This window comes from Mycobacterium sp. OAS707, from assembly GCF_014873705.1.
GTDB lineage: Bacteria > Actinomycetota > Actinomycetes > Mycobacteriales > Mycobacteriaceae > Mycobacterium.
Genome location: NZ_JADBDS010000001.1, coordinates 2069069 through 2086193, shown reverse-complemented (window position 1 = coordinate 2086193; position 17125 = coordinate 2069069). Strand labels below are relative to the sequence as shown.

Genomic DNA, 17125 nt, shown 5'->3' with positions numbered 1-17125 from the left:
AATGGATGCGATGATCCTTTCGAAAGTCCGGGACCCTCGCCTGGTGACGATCCGCCGCGGCGGGACGCTCACAGATTCAGACCATCATCTCCTTGCGCTGTGGGCAGCACAGTGCGCTGAGCATGTCCTTCACTGTTTCGAGTCGGTTCGGCCGCAGGACCCGAGGCCGCGTCAAGCGATCGAGCATGCCCGCGCCTGGGTGCGCGGCGAGGTCAAGATGATGCAAGCGCGCGCCGCCGGCGGCCACGCCATGGGCGCGGCCAGGGACTTGCGTGGGGCGCCCCGGTATGCCGCCTACGCTGCCGGCCAGGCCGCAGTCGTCGCACATGTCGCAGCACACGAGCTTGGTGCAGCCGCCTACGCGATAAAGGCGGTACGTGCTGCCGCGCCGCACGGCGAAGGTGAGGCCGCTGGAAGGCGTGAATGCCAATGGCAGCGTGAGCAACTCCCGGCGGCGATCCGCGATCTCGTCGTCGACGACCAACGCTTGCGAAATGACCTCTGCTGGTCGGTGTTTGACTGCTAGGCCAAGGCGCCAACAGTTCTGACGGTTACCTGGCAGGCCCGTTGGTCGGTATGCACGTCGGCGGGACGCAGTTGTTGGAGCCGCCACCGATGCCGGTTTCACCAGACGGTAGGTGTCCAGGCGCGGCTGTCTTGCCTGCTTGGGAGGTCGGGGCGGTTGGTCCGCCACCGGAACCTCCCGACGAACCACTGGAGGATCCGCTGGACGACCCGCTCGAGCCCGAGCCACCGGTCGACCCGCCCGAGCCCGAGCCACCCGACCCGCTCGGCGGTTGGCCCGATCCACCGGATCCGGCTGGCGGTTTGGTCGGTCCGCCCGAATTGCCTTGTGGCGCAGATGGTTTAGTCGGGGTACTGGGCGGCGGCTCGCTCTGGCGGCCCCTGCCGGGCGTCGGTGTCGGCAGGGCCTCGCTTGGTTCCGGCGTCTGCACAGGGACACGCGAGCCACCTGGAGTCACGGTAGAGGCAGGCGTTGGAGGCAATGTAGTCGGGGAATCCGGTGATCCGGTCTTCGCGACGTTGCCCGACGGCCTCGGCACGGTCGCCGTTGCCGACGCCGATGGTGACGGTGCTGTCGTGGGATGGTCAGTCGAGACGGCCGGGTGCACGGAATAGATCTGCGGCACCTCGACGAGGGCGACGCCGCCTGCGACGACTACCCCCGCCACTCCGACCGCCGCCCAGACATGGCGCTTGAGGAATTTCGTCGTTCCGCCGGATGCCGATGTCGCTTCAGAGGGCGGCTTGGCAGCCTCGAGCGGACCGTCGGGAAGATCGGTAGTATCCAAATCATTTGGGGGCCACCATGATTCGTTGCCATCCGGACCGCCGCCGGTCGACGCCGACGGTCCGGATGGCAACGCTTGCATGCCTTGTGACAGGGTGTGCTCGCGCAACCAGGCGGGGGCCGGGACGATCACTGGTGCGGCACCCAGAAGTGCTGCCGGAGTGACCATGCTCGCCCGCTGCTGCTCGCATCGAGGGCAGCCGTCGATATGGCGAGCCGCGCGCTTACGCATCAACACTGTGAACTGGCCATCCCAATGTTCAATCAGCGCAGCCAATTCTGGGCACTTGGCAGGGTTGGCGCGCACCTGGCGGCAGACGAGCAGCGCGCCCAGCGACCGCGCGATGGTGTCGCGCAACCGCTCGACCAGGACATTGGCGTTTCTTGGCGTAACACCAAGGGCCTCAGCAAGTTCCGGCCCCGCCAAGCCTTTTCGGTACGACAGCTCGAGCACCACCTGATCACGCTCTGCGAGCCCACCGCATGCGTCGCTGATGAGATCGGCCAGCTCGCTCCGCGCGGCCAGGGTCGCGAGGTCGGGCTGGCGGTTCGTGATCTCCGGCAGTTCTTCGCTGGGGAGTTCGCGCCGCCGGGCCCGGATCACGGCCAGCGCCTCGTTGCGGGCGATGGCGTACAGCCACGAACGCAGGCGTTCCGGTTCTCGCAACTGGGCCAGTCGGCTGGCGGCCGTCACGAACACGTCCTGCACACAGTCCGCGGCGGCGTGCCGATCACGCAGCATTCCGACGCAGAAGTCATGAAGCCGGTCGGCGTAGCGGTCATAGATCGCCGCGAACGCCTTCTGGTTTCCGGCCGCGGCGGCGCGGGCAAGCGTGGCGTCGTCATCGGCCAGCGCGGGTGCCACATGGGTACTCGTCATAGCTTGCCCCCAGCCGGCTCCCGGCAAATGGTAAGTACCTCATCATGGCCTCCTTGCCAGCGCTGTGCAATGAAAATCACCACGACCTACCCCGCCGTCATCGGGGTTGCCAGCGAAGCCGCTGAACCGACAGCTGTCGGAGGCGGTGGCGTGTCAACGGGTCGGGCGCCCTGTGGCTGGGGGCAGTTCCGCATTGTGTAGTCACGCAGCCATTTGCCCTCGGGAAATGAAGGCTCCGGCGGACCGTACAGCGAGCAAATCTGGTCAATCGCACCGCTAGCGGCCGGCCGCTCGCGGTAGACGCCGCGAACCGCCCGTGGTTCATAGGACCACGGGTCGGCAGGACAGGTTTGCTTGAACGCATCGAACTGCGGGTCTGCGTGTGGGGCGGATGACGTGGGCGCCGTGATGGCGGCAACGACACCCAAACGGCCGAAAACGAGGAGGACCAAAAGGATTAAAGCCCTCAGTCGCCGTCGTGTGGAACTGGTGCTGGCCATGATGTTCTCGAGGTCGTGGTGTCGTCGGTTAACCGGGGTTCACCTGGCCAGGACCAGGCGGAGGGGTGTAGGCCCGCCGCGTGTAGTCGCCAAGGTGCTTATTGCTGTTGGGAGCCGGGACGGGATGGCCCAGCACCCACACATACTTGGCCGGGCCGTATAGCGAGCAGATCTGGTCGGTATAGAGGCCGGGAACGATGTCCCCCACGCTGTATTCGCCGCGCACGGCGCCGGCCACATACGCGCCGGGGTTGCTGACGCAGGACTGCTTGAACGCGTCGAACTGGGCGTCCGCCTGAGCGGCGGGGGACAGAGCCATGGCGCCGGCGGCGATGGCGCCGGATGCGATGACGATCTTGGCGGTCGCAGCGATCCACCGCTTCCGTGTGGTGTTGGTGCTGGTCATGATTTGTTCCTTCAGGGTCGTCGCAGCCCCTGGTGGGCTGCGTTCACCCGTTAGGAGCGGCCGGCGGTCCCGTCTCCCACACTTTTTTGAAAAGAAATCTGAAGAGGTTCGTTTTGCCAGCTAGAACAGCGCCAGCTGCCGATCCTCTCCGAACCTCTGTGGGATCGGCCGCTGGCGCACCCGCACCGGCCACCAGAACCACCGGCCGAGCAGCGCCGCGATCGACGGCGTCATGAACGACCGCACAATCAACGTGTCGAACAACAGCCCCAGCGCGATCGTCGTCCCGATCTGACCGAGCACCCGCAAGTCGCTGAAGATGAACGACGCCATGGTGAAGGCGAACACCAGCCCCGCCGCGGTCACCACCGAACCACTGCCCGCCATCGACCGGATGATGCCGGTGTTGATGCCGGCATGGATCTCCTCCTTGAATCTGGAGACCAGCAGCAGGTTGTAATCCGATCCGACGGCCAGCAGCAGGATCACCGCCAACGGCAATATCACCCAGTACAAGTCCACGCCGAGTAGGTGCTGCCACACCAACACCGAAAGGCCGAACGATGCGCCCAACGACAACGCCACCGTGCCCACGATCACCAGCGCCGCGACCAGGCTGCGCGTGATGAACAACATGATCAGGAAGATGAGGCACAGCGACGCGATGCCGGCGATGATCAGGTCGTAGCGCGCCATGTCTTGAATATCCTTGTACGTGGAGGCTTCTCCACCGAGATAGATCTTGGACCCGGCCAACGGCGTGCCCTTGACCGCTTCCATCGCGGAGTGCCGCATCGCCTCGATGTGCGAAAGACCCTCGGGCGTCGCCGGATCCACGTCGTGGGTGACGATCATCCGCGCGGCCTTGCCGTCCGGCGAGAGGAACAACTTCAGCCCGCGCAGGAACTCGGGGTTGCTGAACGCCTCGGGCGGTAGGTAGAACGAGTCGTCGGTCTTCGATGCGTCATACGCCTGGCCAAGCGCGGTCGAATTCTGCAGCGCCGCCCCACTCTGGTCGTAGAGACCCGACTGCGTCGCGTAGTTCGTCATCGTCAAGTCGCGGTTGGTCTGCTGATTGGTGATCTGCGGCGGGATCAACGCGAGCAGCTTGGGCTGCAGCTCATCCAGTTTCGCGATGCTGCCCGACACATTGGCCAGCTGGTCGGTTAAGTCGTTGATGCCGTCCAACGCGTCGAACAGGGAGCGCAACGCCCAGCAGATCGGGATGTCGTAACAGTGTGGCTCCCAATAGAAGTAGTTGCGGATCGGCCGGAAGAAGTCGTCGAAGTTCGCAATCTTGTCCCGCAACTCCTGCGCCACGACCACCGTCTGCTGAAACGCCACCGTCTGTTCGTGCGTCACCGCACTCGACTGCTGCTGCAGCGCGTACTGCTGCCGCAGGATGTTGATCGAGTCGTTGATGACGCTCACCTGCTTCTGCAGGTCGTTGGCGCGGTCCTGTTGGAAAGGCAGGTTGTTGAGCTGCGCCGCACTGTTCGCGCTGATCTGAAACGGAATCGACGTGTGGTCCAGCGGCGTGCCCAACGGCCGGGTGATCGACTGCACCTGCGCAACGCCGTCGGTGTGGAAGACGGCCTTGGCGACCCGTTCCAACAGGATCATGTCGGTGGGATTGCGTAGATCGTGGTCGGTTTCGACCATCAGCAGTTCCGGATTCAGCCGTGCCTTCGAGAAGTGACGCTCCGCGGCGGCGTTTCCTACATTGGACGGCGCGCTCGCCGGCATGTACTGACTGACGTCGTAACTCACCGTGTAACCCGCCAGCGACGCCAGACCGATGAAGGCCAGCGCCAGCGTGGCGACCAGGATGGGTCCCGGCCACCGAACTATCGCCGTGCCGATCCGCCGCCAACCCCGTTTGGCCGTCTTGCGTTTGGGATCCAGCAGGCCGAAGCGACCGCCGATCACCAGCACCGCGGGCGCCAGCGTCAACGAGGCGAGCAGCGCGACGACCACCCCGATCGCGGCCGGAATCCCGAGGCTCTGGAAGTAGGGCAGGCGGGTGAAGTAGAGGCAGGCCACTGCACCCGCGATCGTCAGCCCTGACCCGAGTATCACGTGCGACGTGCCGCGATACATGTCGTAGAAGGCGACCTCACGCTCGTCGCCCTCGTTGCGTCTCTCGTGATAGCGGCCCAGTAAGAAGATGACGTAATCGGTGCCCGCGGCGATGACCAACAGGGTGAGGATGTTGGTCGAATACGTCGACAGCCCGATGAGTCCGACATTCGCCAGGAACGACACGATCCCGCGGGCCGCGGCCATCTCGATGAGCACCGTGACGAGCGCCAGGAGCATGGTCACCGGCGACCGGTAGACGATGAGCAACATGATGGCGATGACGCCGACGGTCAACGCCGTGACGAAATTGGTGCTTTCGTTGCCCACCGCGAACTGATCGGCGATCTGGGCTGCCGAGCCCGCGACGTAGGCGTGGATACCCGGCGGCGCTGGCGTCTTGGCGATGATGTCGCGCAGCGCGTCGACCGACTCCAGCGACAATTGCTCGCCCTGGTTGCCGGAGAGGAACACCTGGACGTATGCGGCCTTCCCGTCGGCGCTCTGCGAGCCCGCCGCGGTCAGCGGGTCACCCCAGAAGTCCTGCACATGCTGGACGTGCTTGGTGTCCTCGTTGAACCGCTTGACCAGCTCGTCGTAATAGCGGTGTGCGTCGGCGCCAAGCGGCTGGTCACCCTCGAGCACCACCATCGCGGCACTGTCGGAGTTGAACTCGTGGAACACCTTGCCGATGCGCTGAAATGCTTGCAGCGAAGGCGAACTCGGGGAGCTCAACGCGACGTTGTGCTCTTCACCGACTTTTTCGAGCTGCGGGACGAACACGTTGGTCAGTGCTGCGACGGCCACCCAGAACAACACGATCGGCACGCAGAACCAACGAATCCACTTGGCGACGCGATTCGTCAGAGTCGGGCGTTCGGCGACGTAATGGCTCATCCGGACTTGTCCAAGCAGTAGGTGAAGGCGTTCAACGTGTTGACCGTTCTTTCGTCCTTGACGACGTCGTCGATCTTGATCCGGCAGCCGATGGAGTCGCTGTCGCCCTGGGCGGAGACGTTGACGAAGACGGCCGGTTGGGTGGTGGTCGTGTCATAGGCCCACGGCAGCTGCGCGGCGTCGACCCGCTGCGGTTGGGCGTTGATGTCCAGGTAGGTGATGGTCGCGACCGTGCCAGGGGGGCCGAACACCTCCATGACTACGTGCTTGGGGTTGAACGGATGAATCTCATTGGCCGCGGCGTCGGGAGTTGAGGTGACGTGCTTGGAACCGAAGATGCCGTTCAGCCGATACACAGCGAACCCAGCAATCGCCACAACGACTACTGCCACCAGCACCGTCCACCGTCGCAACAATCGGCTTCCGATGGAAACCCGCTGCATCCGTGACCCTTTCGACGACTGGTGACACGTTGACGGACGGCATGACATCCCTCCGTGGGATATCAACTTGGTTGACACTACGGTACGGGGGCGGACCGGACAAGCGGAGGGCTATCCGTCGAGCATCGTGACCCCGTGGCGCCACGCATCGATGACGTCCTCGACCCGCTGCTGCACCCGCACGCGAGCAGTTTCGCGGTCGAGACCCGACATGAGCAGGTCGTCGTAGTCGGTGTCGACGTGGCGAACCGACGCGACCACAGCGAGTCGTACGGCGTCGGCGTCGAGGGCCGGCCGGGCTGCGCTGCGTCCCAGCCGGCCGCTGCAGCGCGCCGCCTGATGAAGTGCGATCGCCTCGGCGCGGTCAGGTGGACACCCCGGAAACTGCTCGCGGATCGCGGCGGCGAACTCGGCGCGAAACTGCACCCGCTGATCGGTTCGGCGAGTGCGCACACCGGTGTGGCAGAGACATTCGCGTGCGGCGCGTTCGACTGCAGCCGGTTCCGCCAGAATGCCTTGCCGCTCATAGCGACTGCGTCGCACGCTCCACCGCACCACGACGGCGGACAGTCCGCTGGCCTTGCGGGCGCGCCGGGTGAGCGTGGCGTCACCGGACGGCAGGAACTCGAGGTGGCCGAGGTCGGTGCAGTCAAGACACATCGGACCGGACTTGTGCATGCGTAGGAAATCGCCGGTGCCGCCACAGGATGCACATGTCCACCCTCGATCCGCAGACAACACGACGATGCGTCCCACAAATCGAGCCTAGGGGGTGTCCGCCGACGGCGGTTTCACGAATTTTGCGTGCTGCAAATGGCTCGCTCTCCACCACAGTTGTTGTCGAAATGCCCAGCTCTTGGCGACAGTGTCGGTGCCAGCGACATTGTCGCTTCGAGCCGGGCATTTCTGCATTGATCTGTGGACGCGCCGCTCGCCGGCAGTTATGGCGACAGGTTTGCGATCACACCGCCGCGGGAAAGCGGTGTCCATTATTTGTCCTGTTCGCAAGGAGGCGATCATGGCAGCGCCCGCCGAGACGCAAGGCATAATCCGCAGCACCATTCCCGCACGCATCGATCGATTGCCGTGGTCGCCGTTCCACACCCGCATCGTCGTCGCGCTCGGTGTGGCCTGGATCCTGGACGGTCTAGAGATCACCGTGGCCAGTTCCGTGGCCGACACCCTCACCCAGCCCGAGACGCTTGGGCTGTCGTCGGCCGCGGTCGGCTTCATCGCCAGCGTGTACCTGGCCGGCGAGGTCGTCGGCGCGCTGTTCTTCGGCCGGCTCTCGGACAAGCTCGGCAGACGCAACCTCTTCATGATCACGTTGGGCGTCTACCTCTTCGGTAGCGGCCTGACAGCGCTGACACTCGGTAACGGGCCGGGTTGGGTCGTGTGGTTGTACGTCACGCGGTTCATCGCTGGCATGGGTATCGGTGGCGAATACGCCGCGATCAACTCCGCGATCGACGAGCTGATTCCGGCCCGCTTCCGCGGCCGCGTCGACATCGCCGTGAACGGAACCTACTGGGGCGGTGCGATTCTCGGCACACTGGGCACGTTCGTCTTCCTCAAAGCCATTGACCTCAGCCTGGGTTGGCGGCTGGCATTCCTCATCGGTCCCGTGTTGGGCCTGGTGATTCTGGTGGTGCGACGCAACCTGCCGGAGAGCCCGCGTTGGCAGGTGATGAACGGCCGCGTGGATGCCGCCGAGCAGTCGATCTCCTACATCGAGCAAGAGGTGGAGGCCACCGGCAAGACACTGCCTCCGGTGGACGAGAGCAAGGCCATCGAGCTGCGGCCGACCGAAAAGATCGGCTATATCGCGCTGACCCGAGTCCTGTTCCGCGACTACCCAAGTCGGTCCATCCTCGGCGCGGTGCTGATGATCAGTCAGTCATTTCTTTACAACGCGATTTTCTTCACCTACACCTTGGTGCTCGGCAAGTTCTACGGCGTCGCCTCCGGGTCGACCCCGCTCTATCTGATCGCGTTCGCCGTCGGAAATCTCACCGGCCCGTTGACCATTGGGCATTACTTCGACACGATCGGCCGCAAGAAGATGATCGCAGGCACATATGTGCTGTCCGGTCTGCTGCTCGCCGTCAGCGCGGTGCTGTTCAACGCCGGGATGCTCAATGCCATCACCCAGACCATCGCCTGGTGCATCATCTTCTACTTCGCGTCGGCAGGCGCCAGCGCCGCGTATCTGACTGTGAGCGAGATATTTCCGCTCGAGGTCCGGGCCAAGGCAATTGCGGTGTTCTTCTCCATCGCGCAATGCTTCGGTGCCCTGGGCCCGGTCATCTACGGCGCGCTGATCGGCGACGGCTCTCAACCGTTCCTGCTGTTCCTCGGCTATCTGCTTGGTGCCGCCGTGATGATCGCAGGTGGCCTCACCGCCTGGTTCCTTGCGGTCGACGCCGAAGGCAAGTCGTTGGAGGAGATCGCGACGCCGCTGGCCGCCGAGGGCGTCGGGCGACGTAGGGGCTCGGTCCGCGCGGAGGGTGCCGCTCGGCCCTACACGCCCTGAGCGCCGACAGCGCGACGACTCCGGACGCGCCTCCAAATCAGCGCTACGAGGGCAGAAATCGCGACCACGGCGGAACCGCCGCCGATCGCGAAACCGACGGGAACTGATCCCGCCGTATAGGCCTCGCCGTTGTTCACCCGAACATCGAGCGTTGATCCGACGCGATCGGCGCCATCCCAAAAGCCTCCGTTGATCACCCCGGTCTGCGAGACTCCGCCGATGCTCCATGTCGCCTCGCAATTACTACGCGAGCCGACCCCGCAATAGGTGACCGTCGCCCTCGTCGGCGTGCCTTCCGAATATCTCTGGAGGTCAGTGACGCCGAGCCAGAAGCCGACCACCGCGAGTGCAACCGCCACGGGAAGTGTCATCGCCAACAGATAGTTCGCCATCGATCCCGGAACCCGTGGATTGGGTAGGTAGCGAGGCGGTTTGGTCTGTCTGGCCGGATATTCGTAATCCTGACTTTCCCTACTCCAACGGCTCATTCGACGACGATTGATATACACCGCCAGACCGAAGAACAGAATCAAGACGACAGGGCCGATCCAGATCGTGTCCATCGTCCAAGGCTAGGACCGACCTCGCGCTACCGATCCCAAACTGGCCCCGCGGATCGGGCGGTCGCCTACGCTCCCTGCCCTATCCGACGGCGGACTGCGACGGTTGTGCCGAACCGCCTTGCGGCTCAGTGGCCGTCATCAACCGGACGATCTCTTCGCGATCGGCCGCCGACGGTAGGCCCATGCCGGGCTTGTACCCGTAGACCTCGTGCAGCGGTGTCGCGGCGGTCCGGCCGTCGAGGATGTCGACCGACTCGGTGGTGATCAGGCCGGGGTGCTCCACCCCGCAGGCCTCGGCCACCTTGACCAGATCGCGTCGCAACGTCTTGATGTAGTTCGCCATGCGCGCGGCCTTAACCTCGGGCACCAAGCCGCGGGCCAGCCAGGCGTTCTGGGTGGCGACACCGGTGGGACACGTGTCGGTGTGGCACTTCTGGGCCTGAATGCAGCCGATCGAGAGCATGGCCTCGCGAGCGACGTTGACCATGTCGCAGCCGAGCGCGAAGGCCACCACGGCGTTGTCGGGCAAACCGAGCTTGCCGGAGCCGATGAACGTGATGTCCTCATGCAGATTGCGCTCGGCGAAGATCCGATACACCTGAGCAAAGCCTAGCTGGAACGGCAGCGAGACGGCGTCGGTGAAGATCATCGGCGCCGCGCCTGTGCCGCCTTCGCCGCCGTCGATGGTGACGAAGTCGACGCCGCGTCCCGTCTCGCGCATGAGATCGGTTAGCTCATACCAGAATTCGAGATCGCCGACCGCAGACTTGATACCGACGGGTAGGCCAGTCTCGGCGGCGAGCATTTCCACCCAATCGAGTAGGCCGTCGGTGTCGGTGAATTCCGCGTGCCGCGACGGGCTGATGCAGTCGCGACCCTCGGGCACCCCGCGCGCTTCCGCGATCTCGGCCGACACCTTCGGCGCGGGCAACAGCCCGCCGAGGCTTGGCTTGGCGCCTTGGCTCAACTTGATCTCCAGGGCCCGCACCGGTGCGCCCGCGACAACGTCCTTGAGCCTGTCGAGGTCGAAGCGGCCCTCGGCGTCGCGGCAGCCGAAGTAGGCCGTGCCGATCTGGAAGATGAGCTCGCCGCCGTGGCGGTGATAGCGCGAGATTCCGCCTTCACCGGTGTTGTGCAGACAGTCGGCCAGCGCGGCACCGCGGTTGAGCGCCTCGACGGCGTTGCCCGACAGCGACCCGAAGCTCATCGCGGAGACGTTGACGACAGATTTCGGCCGGAACGCCTTGGCCCGGTTGCGGGCGGCGCCGATCACCTTGGCGCACGGCAGGTCGACCTCGTGCGAGGCGTTGGGTGCCGACCGCGGCACGGCTCGACCGAACGTGCGGTGTTTGATCACCGGATAGCCTGCGGTGTACTCGAGGTCGTTGTCGGTGCCGAAGCCGAAGTAGTTGTTCTCCTTCTTCGCCGACGCGTACACCCATCGACGCTGATCGCGCGTGAACGGGCGCTCCTCGTCGTTGGCCGCGACGATGTATTGCCGCAGCTCGGGGCCGATGGCTTCGATCAGGTACCGGGCGTGGCCGAGCAGCGGGAAGTTGCGCAGGAGTGCGTGATTGCGTTGGAAGAGGTCGCGCGCGACGACAGCGCCCACGGCGGAAGCTGCTGCGGCCGCGACAGTACGAACGGCCCGGCTCATGCGCTCAGTGTTTCCCCGTGGCGGTGGCCCGAAACTCCAAGAATCCGCCAAGTGGATGGCACCATCCTGTTGGACATGAAGCAAATCGCGCTGCCTCTACTCGCGGTCGCCCTGCTGGCCGGTTGTTCGGCCGAGCGGACGACGACGCCTGCCGCACCGGCTTCGACCGTCACAGTCACCGCCACGCCGTCGGCTTCGGTGACCGCAGCGCCGGCCACGGTCACCGTGACCACCACGCCCGCGGCCCCGGCGCCTGAGTCACCTGCGCCTGAGGCGGCCGGCCCCTGCACTGACGACGATCTCGCGGTCAGCAATGGGCCGCTGGAGTCCGCGAACACGCAACGGCACGTGAACCTGTCGTTCAAGAACACCTCGTCGCATTCCTGCACGCTCTTCGGCTATCCGGGCGCGGACCTGGTCACGCCGGTGGGTGGGTTGCTGATCAACGTGCCTCGGCGCCCCGCCAACGCCGCGCACCACCTGACGCTGAATCCCGGCGACGTCGCGACCGCTGACGTCACGGCCTATGCGATCGACACCGCGACCGGAAATGCGTGCCCGCGTTGGGGCAATCTGGTGGTCACGCCGCCCAACGGATTCGTTTCGCACCCGATGAATGTCGACGTGCCGATCTGCGATGCCAGTATCGGCTCGGTGGACTAGTTCGATATGCGTTGCGCCACAGCGCCATAGCGCTCGAAGCGGTCCTGATCACCGAGCGCGTTGTACAGCACGATGCGAGTCGCGACCCCGTCATACTTGGCCGTGAGCGCGTCGGCCAGGCCATCCCATGTCGACTCGGTTGCGAAGGTGGCGATGTGGTCGTCGGTGATCTGGTCGGCCATGCCTTTGAAGTCGCCGGCCTTCTGCTTCTCGCGAATGCGTGCGGTCGTCCCCTCGAACCCCGCCTCGTCCCAGATGAACGCGTAGTTCGGCGTGCTGCCGTAAAAGCTCATGCTGGCGCGTACGAGTTCGCGTTCGTTGTGGCGTTCCTCGTCGCTATCGCCGACGATCGTCATCACCGGCACGATCACTGCGATGTCGGAGGTCGACCGGCCCGACTTCGCCGCTCCCTCAGCCACATTGGGTACGACGTGTCGCAATAGATAACCCGGCTCGCCGAGCGGATGTACATGCACACCGTCGGCGACTTCGCCCGCCATCCGCAGCATCCACGGATTCACCGCCGCTACATCGACTTTCGGATCCGGTGCTTCGATCGGTCCCGCACTCCACTGCGGTGTGATGAAGTCCAGGTTGTAGAACTCGCCGTGGTGGTCCAGCTTGTTAGTGCGAAACGCGGAGAAGCAGGCTTTGACCGCGCGCACATAGTCACGCAGCCGTGGGCCCGGTTTTTCGAAGTCCACGCCGTAGCGCCGCACCACATGCGTGCGCACCTGCGTGCCGAGGCCGAGGCGGAACTTGCCGCCGGTGGCCTCCTGCAGTTCCCACGCCGTCGCGGCCGTCACGAAGGGACTGCGCGGAAACGCGACCGCCACACCGGTCGACAGTTCCAGACCGGGTGCGGCTTGCGACGCAACGGCCGCGGTGAGATATGCGGTGCGGCCGGTCTCGGTGAACAGCATCCCGTCGAACCCGGCCGCCTGCGTTCGCCGGGCCAGATCGCTCACCTTGCCGAGTGGCTGCGGAACCGTCATCACATCGACGCGCACCATCGGCACACTACGCCTGGCAGGCGTGCCTGTTTGCTGCTTTTGCTGCGCGCGGTGTCGGATGCAACGCACAATCGTGGTGACCGAGGGGGAATCATGGGTGCAAGAACGGGTGCAGTCATCGGTTTGACTTCGCTTGTACTAGTGGGAGTGTTGGCCCCGTCGGCCTTCGCTGATCCCAACGACTATCAATATGTCCGTACCGAATCCGGCAAGGTGCGATGCGTCATCAGCGCGGCCCATGCCACGTGCGAGCGCACCAGCCCCGACGGGTTTCCCGATGCCCCGGCCGGCCAGTACGGTCACTGGCACGACGCAGGATTAGACGCAGACGGCAACTTCAACTGGTCCGACGGCAACATCGGCGGCGGCGCCGAGAACCAAGACCTGGTACTGACGTACGGCGACACCTACCGGATCAAGGGATGGACGGTCATGCCGAGCTTCGACGGCACCCGGCTGACCAACGACGTCAGCGGCCACGGCATGTTCGTCTCCATTGACGGCGTCTCGTCCTATTGACGACTGCGCACCCACGCAAAGAACTCGTCGGCCGAAAACACCGGTTTCCCATACTCCTGCGCCTTGCGCGCCTTTCCCGACTGCGTGCCCGCCTCGGCTGTCACCAGCACCTCGCATCGCGTCTTCGTCACCGACTTGACCGGCGCAAGGCCTGCCCGCGACGCCAGCCTTTCCATCTCCTCGCGCTCGACGACCCGCCCGCTGGCGTCCTGCGCCGTCCCCGTGAAACAGATCCGTGCGCCCGGCACCAGGGTCGCGCCGATATCGTGATGTTCGGAAATGCAAGCGCCAGAAAGAATCTCGGCGCCCAGAAAAGTCTCCGCCTCCCTGAGCCGCTCGACCACCTCATCGGTCAGCGTCGCCCGGGAGGCTGCCGCGCACAGCTGGTCGGCCACCGACTGCCGCGCCGCTGCAATCCACGGCGTCTCCTCAGCGCCCTGCACGTCTGCCGCCGATGCGCCCCGCAAGACGATCGCGCCGACATCGCGGCTCACCCGCAGCAAAGCCGACAAACCAGGCAGATGGCCCGCTTCGGGTGTCGGTGCGTCGCCGTCGCGGCTGACGAGCAGGCCGGACACGGATTCAACGGGCTCCGGCTCGTCGAACGCCGACGCGCCACCGTCGTTAATCTGCGAGCCGGCATGCGCTTGCAGCGCAGCCTGTGCCAGCTCCAGTGCCGTCGACGCACCGGCGCTTCCGGATATGTTCAGTCCCAACGGCATCGGCGCGACATGCCCCAGCCGCTTCAGCTCGAAGTCGATCAGCCCGAGCGTCTCGTCGATCCCGAAACCGACCGGCGTGTAGCCGGCCAGCATCGGCGCGATCACCGCCCACGCCTCTCGCAGTGTCGGTGCCAACAACACGTCGGACACCGTGATCCCATATGCCTGCCGCGCGTCGGCCAAATCGCGCTGCGGATTGACCACGGTCGACAGCGCCGTCCCGTCGTCGAAGGCCACCGCCAGCTCGACCGGCCGCGGCCGCGACATACGCCCTTCGTCGCCGACGGTCAGGATGCCGATCGCGCAATACCGTCGCACCCGATCATCGCGCACCGCGCCGCGCAAAAAACGCGCGATGCGGCGGTCGACCTTCAAATCCTTCGGCAGCACAGGGCGTTTCAGCACCAGCCCGTTCATCGACGTGCACCGGCTCAGCGCGACATAGAGCTGGCCGGTCGAGAACATCCCGCCCGTCAGGTCCACCATCAACCGGTCCAGCGTCTGGCCTTGGCTCTTGTGGATCGTGATGGCCCACGCCAGCTTGAACGGCAGTTGTGTGTACGACCCGATCACCTCTCGGGTCAACGAGCCACCCGCCACCACGGGCCGTGTCGCCTCCCAGGTGTAGGGGCTGACGTCCGCACATGAGCCGTCGGGGAACTCCACCTCGACGACGGCTCCGAAGCGGTCGTAGTCCACGCCGACGATTCGGCCGATGGTGCCGTTGACCCAGCGATTGCCCTGATCGTTGTTGAGCATCATCACCTGCGCCCCGACCTTGAACCGCAGCGTCTGCTCGACCGGCGGGTCGAACAACGACAGGTCGCCCGATTCCCGAGCGTGGTGGACCAACTCGTCGCCGGGCAGGCGTTCGAGCTGTTGACGGTTGCGGGCCGTCACAAGGCGGTTCGTCGGCGCAAGCGTCAGCCAGAACTCGCCATCGGGCGGTACGAAGTCGGGATCCGTCCGGGCGTTGAGCTGTTCTCGGGCATGACCCAACAGCACACCTTCGCGGATCTCGTTGAGGATAGCGGTCATTCGATCGTCGCCGAGTTGGCGGAACACCGTCGTCAATGCCACGGTGGGGAAGTCGTCACGCCGAAAAGTGGTGGCGGAGAAGAAGTACGGGGTTTCGTACGTAGTAGAGAAGAAGCCGGCTTCGCTTTCGGTGACCACCGGCGGCAGCTGGTAGAGATCCCCGACAAGCACGATCTGCACGCCGCCGAACGGCTGACCCGGTGACGGGCCGAACCGCTCGAGCGCCGCGGCCAACATGTCGAAGACGTCGGCCCGCACCATCGATGCCTCGTCGATGATCAACGTGTCCAGCGACGCCAGGGTCTTGGTGAACCGGCCAGGGCGATAGCCGCCGTCGCGGACGTCATGCAGCGTCGTGGTCGTGCGGAACCCGAAGAGCCGGTGAATCGTGTAGCCGTCGACGTTGAGCGCCGCGATGCCGGTGGGCGCGACCACCACGACGTTGCGGTCGGTCTCGGCCATGAAGCGGCGGATCAGCGTCGACTTACCGGTGCCGGCCTTACCAGTCAGGAAGAGGTGCTCGCCCTCGGCGAGTAACGCCAGCGCGTGCCTGAACTCGTCGGTGAGGACGATCTCCACCGGACCAAGGTAGCGGCGGCGGGAAGCCCAGCATGTGGGGTCAATGTTGCCAAAGAGGTGGTTGTGGCGGCGGTGTCATGTGTTAACACGACACGGGCGGAACAAGATCAGAAATTTGCGTTTCGATTTTCCTGCGGAGGGGTAACGTTCGCGCAGGTTAAAGCGTCGTCACACGAGGGGAGTCAAGGTGAAGGTCAACAAACTGGCGGGAGTAGTAGCCGCCACAGCAATCGCATTCAGCTTTGGTGCAGTCACCGCCGCGCCTGCCGGGGCGGCCAACAACATCAAGACGTTCGGCACGCCGGAGTCACTCAACGATGTCTACGGCAACCCGATGATCACGTACACGGTTCAGGGACTGAGGAAGAGCTCTGACGCGGTGCCCCACAACGGCCGGTTGTATGAAGCGATGGTGACGAACGACGGCGGCATTCCCATCGCCGCGCTGTTCAACGCCCGCGCTGAGAGCGGGGAGAACTACCGATTCATCGGCGGCGGAATCCCCGGCAAGATCTATTTCGACGTCGTCGGCGACACCCCGAACAGCGTTGTCTACAACGACGGTGTCCAGGATCTGCTGGTGTGGGTCTCCCCGAAGCCGATCTCCAGCGGTGCCCCGGACGTCGCGGGCGAGACCACCGACGAGATCGGGGGCGCCCCGACCGGCGGCGGCGATGAGACGGGCGGCAACGACTTCGCTCCTGCAGTCGAGGCGCCTGCCCCCTTCGAGCTCACCCCGGGTGAAGTGGCTGAGCCAGGGTTCAACGGCGGCGGCGGACGTCGCTGATCAATTGACGCGGTCGGCCCAGCCAGCCGGAAGCTGGCTGGGCGCCGTGTCGATCACTGAGTCGTCGTCGGCGCCGACGTACTCGAACAAGGTGATGTAGGCGAATTCCGGGACGACGTAGATCGGATACGTCGGCCCCTGGTCGCGGTACGCGTGCATCTGCTCGAGGTGCTCATTCTGAAAGCAGACCGTCCGCTCGCCGTGCTCACGGATCCATTGCGGGAAGAAGATCACGCCGTGCAGGCGGCGCTTACTCGGCATGATGTTGACCGCCACGGAGGTACCGGTCGGCTCGGTCCAGGACACCTTGAAGCTGTCGTCGTCGAGCTGGACGAGGTCGACAACCTGGTTCTTCACCCAACGGCCGCCGACGTGGCCGGAATGTATTCGATAGTCGATGGTGCGGTCATTCTTGACGTACATCTCGTACTGCCAGCCGTTGGCATAGGTGTAGATGAATCGATGCCCCACGATGCCGCTCAGATCCTGCGGTGGAACGGGGTTTTCGACGCTGGTCACCATTTACCTCCTCGA

14 protein-coding genes and 1 pseudogene are annotated in these 17125 nt (G+C 64.9%); 5 read left to right on the top strand and 10 right to left on the bottom strand.

The window, feature by feature from the left end; genetic code table 11:
• Positions 1 to 10 precede the first annotated feature (10 nt).
• A complete protein-coding gene (locus GGC64_RS10285; protein ID WP_192722251.1) occupies positions 11 to 526 on the top strand; it encodes a putative immunity protein in 516 nt (171 codons plus the stop codon).
• A gap of 25 nt (positions 527 to 551) precedes the next feature.
• Here the strand turns inward: GGC64_RS10285 and GGC64_RS10280 are convergent, their stop codons facing one another.
• The 5 genes and pseudogenes from GGC64_RS10280 to GGC64_RS10260 form a co-directional block, all read right to left on the bottom strand.
• Complete coding sequence (locus tag GGC64_RS10280; protein WP_192722250.1) at positions 552 to 2192, bottom strand: RNA polymerase sigma factor; 1641 nt, start codon at positions 2190 to 2192, stop codon at positions 552 to 554.
• A gap of 528 nt (positions 2193 to 2720) precedes the next feature.
• A complete protein-coding gene (locus GGC64_RS10275) occupies positions 2721 to 3098 on the bottom strand; it encodes a hypothetical protein (RefSeq protein WP_192722249.1) in 378 nt (125 codons plus the stop codon).
• Positions 3099 to 3218: 120 nt separating this feature from the next.
• On the bottom strand, positions 3219 to 6074 hold the full coding sequence (locus GGC64_RS10270; RefSeq protein WP_192722248.1) for an RND family transporter: 2856 nt from the start codon (positions 6072 to 6074) through the stop codon (positions 3219 to 3221).
• Complete coding sequence (locus GGC64_RS10265) at positions 6071 to 6517, bottom strand: MmpS family transport accessory protein (RefSeq protein ID WP_192722247.1); 447 nt, start codon at positions 6515 to 6517, stop codon at positions 6071 to 6073. Before GGC64_RS10265 ends, GGC64_RS10270 begins: the two co-directional genes overlap by 4 nt.
• Before the next feature lie 111 nt (positions 6518 to 6628).
• A pseudogene (locus GGC64_RS10260) lies at positions 6629 to 7237 on the bottom strand (DUF2293 domain-containing protein); the annotation flags it as partial.
• Positions 7238 to 7535: 298 nt separating this feature from the next.
• Here GGC64_RS10260 and GGC64_RS10255 point away from each other — a divergent pair.
• Positions 7536 to 9050: an MFS transporter gene (locus GGC64_RS10255; protein WP_192722246.1), complete on the top strand. Its 1515-nt coding sequence runs from the start codon at positions 7536 to 7538 to the stop codon at positions 9048 to 9050.
• Here GGC64_RS10255 and GGC64_RS10250 read toward each other — a convergent pair.
• Together GGC64_RS10250 and GGC64_RS10245 are read right to left on the bottom strand one after the other, a co-directional pair.
• Positions 9038 to 9613, bottom strand: coding sequence for a hypothetical protein (locus tag GGC64_RS10250; RefSeq protein WP_192722245.1), 576 nt, complete (start codon positions 9611 to 9613; stop codon positions 9038 to 9040). The genes GGC64_RS10255 and GGC64_RS10250 overlap by 13 nt on opposite strands.
• Before the next feature lie 79 nt (positions 9614 to 9692).
• Complete coding sequence (locus GGC64_RS10245; protein WP_192722244.1) at positions 9693 to 11270, bottom strand: FMN-binding glutamate synthase family protein; 1578 nt, start codon at positions 11268 to 11270, stop codon at positions 9693 to 9695.
• 75 nt (positions 11271 to 11345) lie between these two features.
• Here GGC64_RS10245 and GGC64_RS10240 point away from each other — a divergent pair, with 75 nt between their 5' ends.
• A complete protein-coding gene (locus GGC64_RS10240; protein ID WP_192722243.1) occupies positions 11346 to 11933 on the top strand; it encodes a DUF4232 domain-containing protein in 588 nt (195 codons plus the stop codon).
• Here GGC64_RS10240 and GGC64_RS10235 read toward each other — a convergent pair.
• A complete protein-coding gene (locus GGC64_RS10235) occupies positions 11930 to 12943 on the bottom strand; it encodes a TIGR03617 family F420-dependent LLM class oxidoreductase (protein WP_192722242.1) in 1014 nt (337 codons plus the stop codon). The genes GGC64_RS10240 and GGC64_RS10235 overlap by 4 nt on opposite strands.
• A gap of 96 nt (positions 12944 to 13039) precedes the next feature.
• Here GGC64_RS10235 and GGC64_RS10230 point away from each other — a divergent pair, with 96 nt between their 5' ends.
• Positions 13040 to 13465: a hypothetical protein gene (locus GGC64_RS10230; RefSeq protein WP_192722241.1), complete on the top strand. Its 426-nt coding sequence runs from the start codon at positions 13040 to 13042 to the stop codon at positions 13463 to 13465.
• On the opposite strand, the gene GGC64_RS10225 is transcribed toward GGC64_RS10230, so the two are convergent.
• The gene (locus GGC64_RS10225) at positions 13459 to 15804 is read right to left on the bottom strand and encodes an AAA family ATPase (RefSeq protein ID WP_192722240.1); all 2346 of its coding nucleotides are present in this window, start codon (positions 15802 to 15804) and stop codon (positions 13459 to 13461) included. The genes GGC64_RS10230 and GGC64_RS10225 overlap by 7 nt on opposite strands.
• Positions 15805 to 15991: 187 nt before the next feature.
• On the opposite strand from GGC64_RS10225, the gene GGC64_RS10220 reads away from it, so the two are divergent.
• Positions 15992 to 16591 carry a DUF1942 domain-containing protein gene (locus tag GGC64_RS10220; protein ID WP_192722239.1) on the top strand — a complete coding sequence of 200 codons (600 nt, stop codon included), beginning with the start codon at positions 15992 to 15994 and terminating at the stop codon, positions 16589 to 16591.
• Here GGC64_RS10220 and GGC64_RS10215 read toward each other — a convergent pair whose 3' ends face one another.
• Positions 16592 to 17110 (bottom strand): phenolic acid decarboxylase, encoded by a 519-nt coding sequence (locus tag GGC64_RS10215; RefSeq protein ID WP_192722238.1) that lies wholly within the window; start codon positions 17108 to 17110, stop codon positions 16592 to 16594.
• Positions 17111 to 17125: the final 15 nt, after the last annotated feature.

What these genes read in the sequence shown, in the direction of transcription:
- GGC64_RS10285 (WP_192722251.1), top strand. Translation starts at nt 11, where the DNA reads ATGATCCTTTCGAAAGTCCGGGACCCTCGCCTGGTGACGATCCGCCGC.
- GGC64_RS10280 (WP_192722250.1), bottom strand. Translation starts at nt 2,192, where the DNA reads ATGACGAGTACCCATGTGGCACCCGCGCTGGCCGATGACGACGCCACG.
- GGC64_RS10275 (WP_192722249.1), bottom strand. Translation starts at nt 3,098, where the DNA reads ATGACCAGCACCAACACCACACGGAAGCGGTGGATCGCTGCGACCGCC.
- GGC64_RS10270 (WP_192722248.1), bottom strand. Translation starts at nt 6,074, where the DNA reads ATGAGCCATTACGTCGCCGAACGCCCGACTCTGACGAATCGCGTCGCC.
- GGC64_RS10265 (WP_192722247.1), bottom strand. Translation starts at nt 6,517, where the DNA reads ATGCAGCGGGTTTCCATCGGAAGCCGATTGTTGCGACGGTGGACGGTG.
- GGC64_RS10255 (WP_192722246.1), top strand. Translation starts at nt 7,536, where the DNA reads ATGGCAGCGCCCGCCGAGACGCAAGGCATAATCCGCAGCACCATTCCC.
- GGC64_RS10250 (WP_192722245.1), bottom strand. Translation starts at nt 9,613, where the DNA reads ATGGACACGATCTGGATCGGCCCTGTCGTCTTGATTCTGTTCTTCGGT.
- GGC64_RS10245 (WP_192722244.1), bottom strand. Translation starts at nt 11,270, where the DNA reads ATGAGCCGGGCCGTTCGTACTGTCGCGGCCGCAGCAGCTTCCGCCGTG.
- GGC64_RS10240 (WP_192722243.1), top strand. Translation starts at nt 11,346, where the DNA reads ATGAAGCAAATCGCGCTGCCTCTACTCGCGGTCGCCCTGCTGGCCGGT.
- GGC64_RS10230 (WP_192722241.1), top strand. Translation starts at nt 13,040, where the DNA reads ATGGGTGCAAGAACGGGTGCAGTCATCGGTTTGACTTCGCTTGTACTA.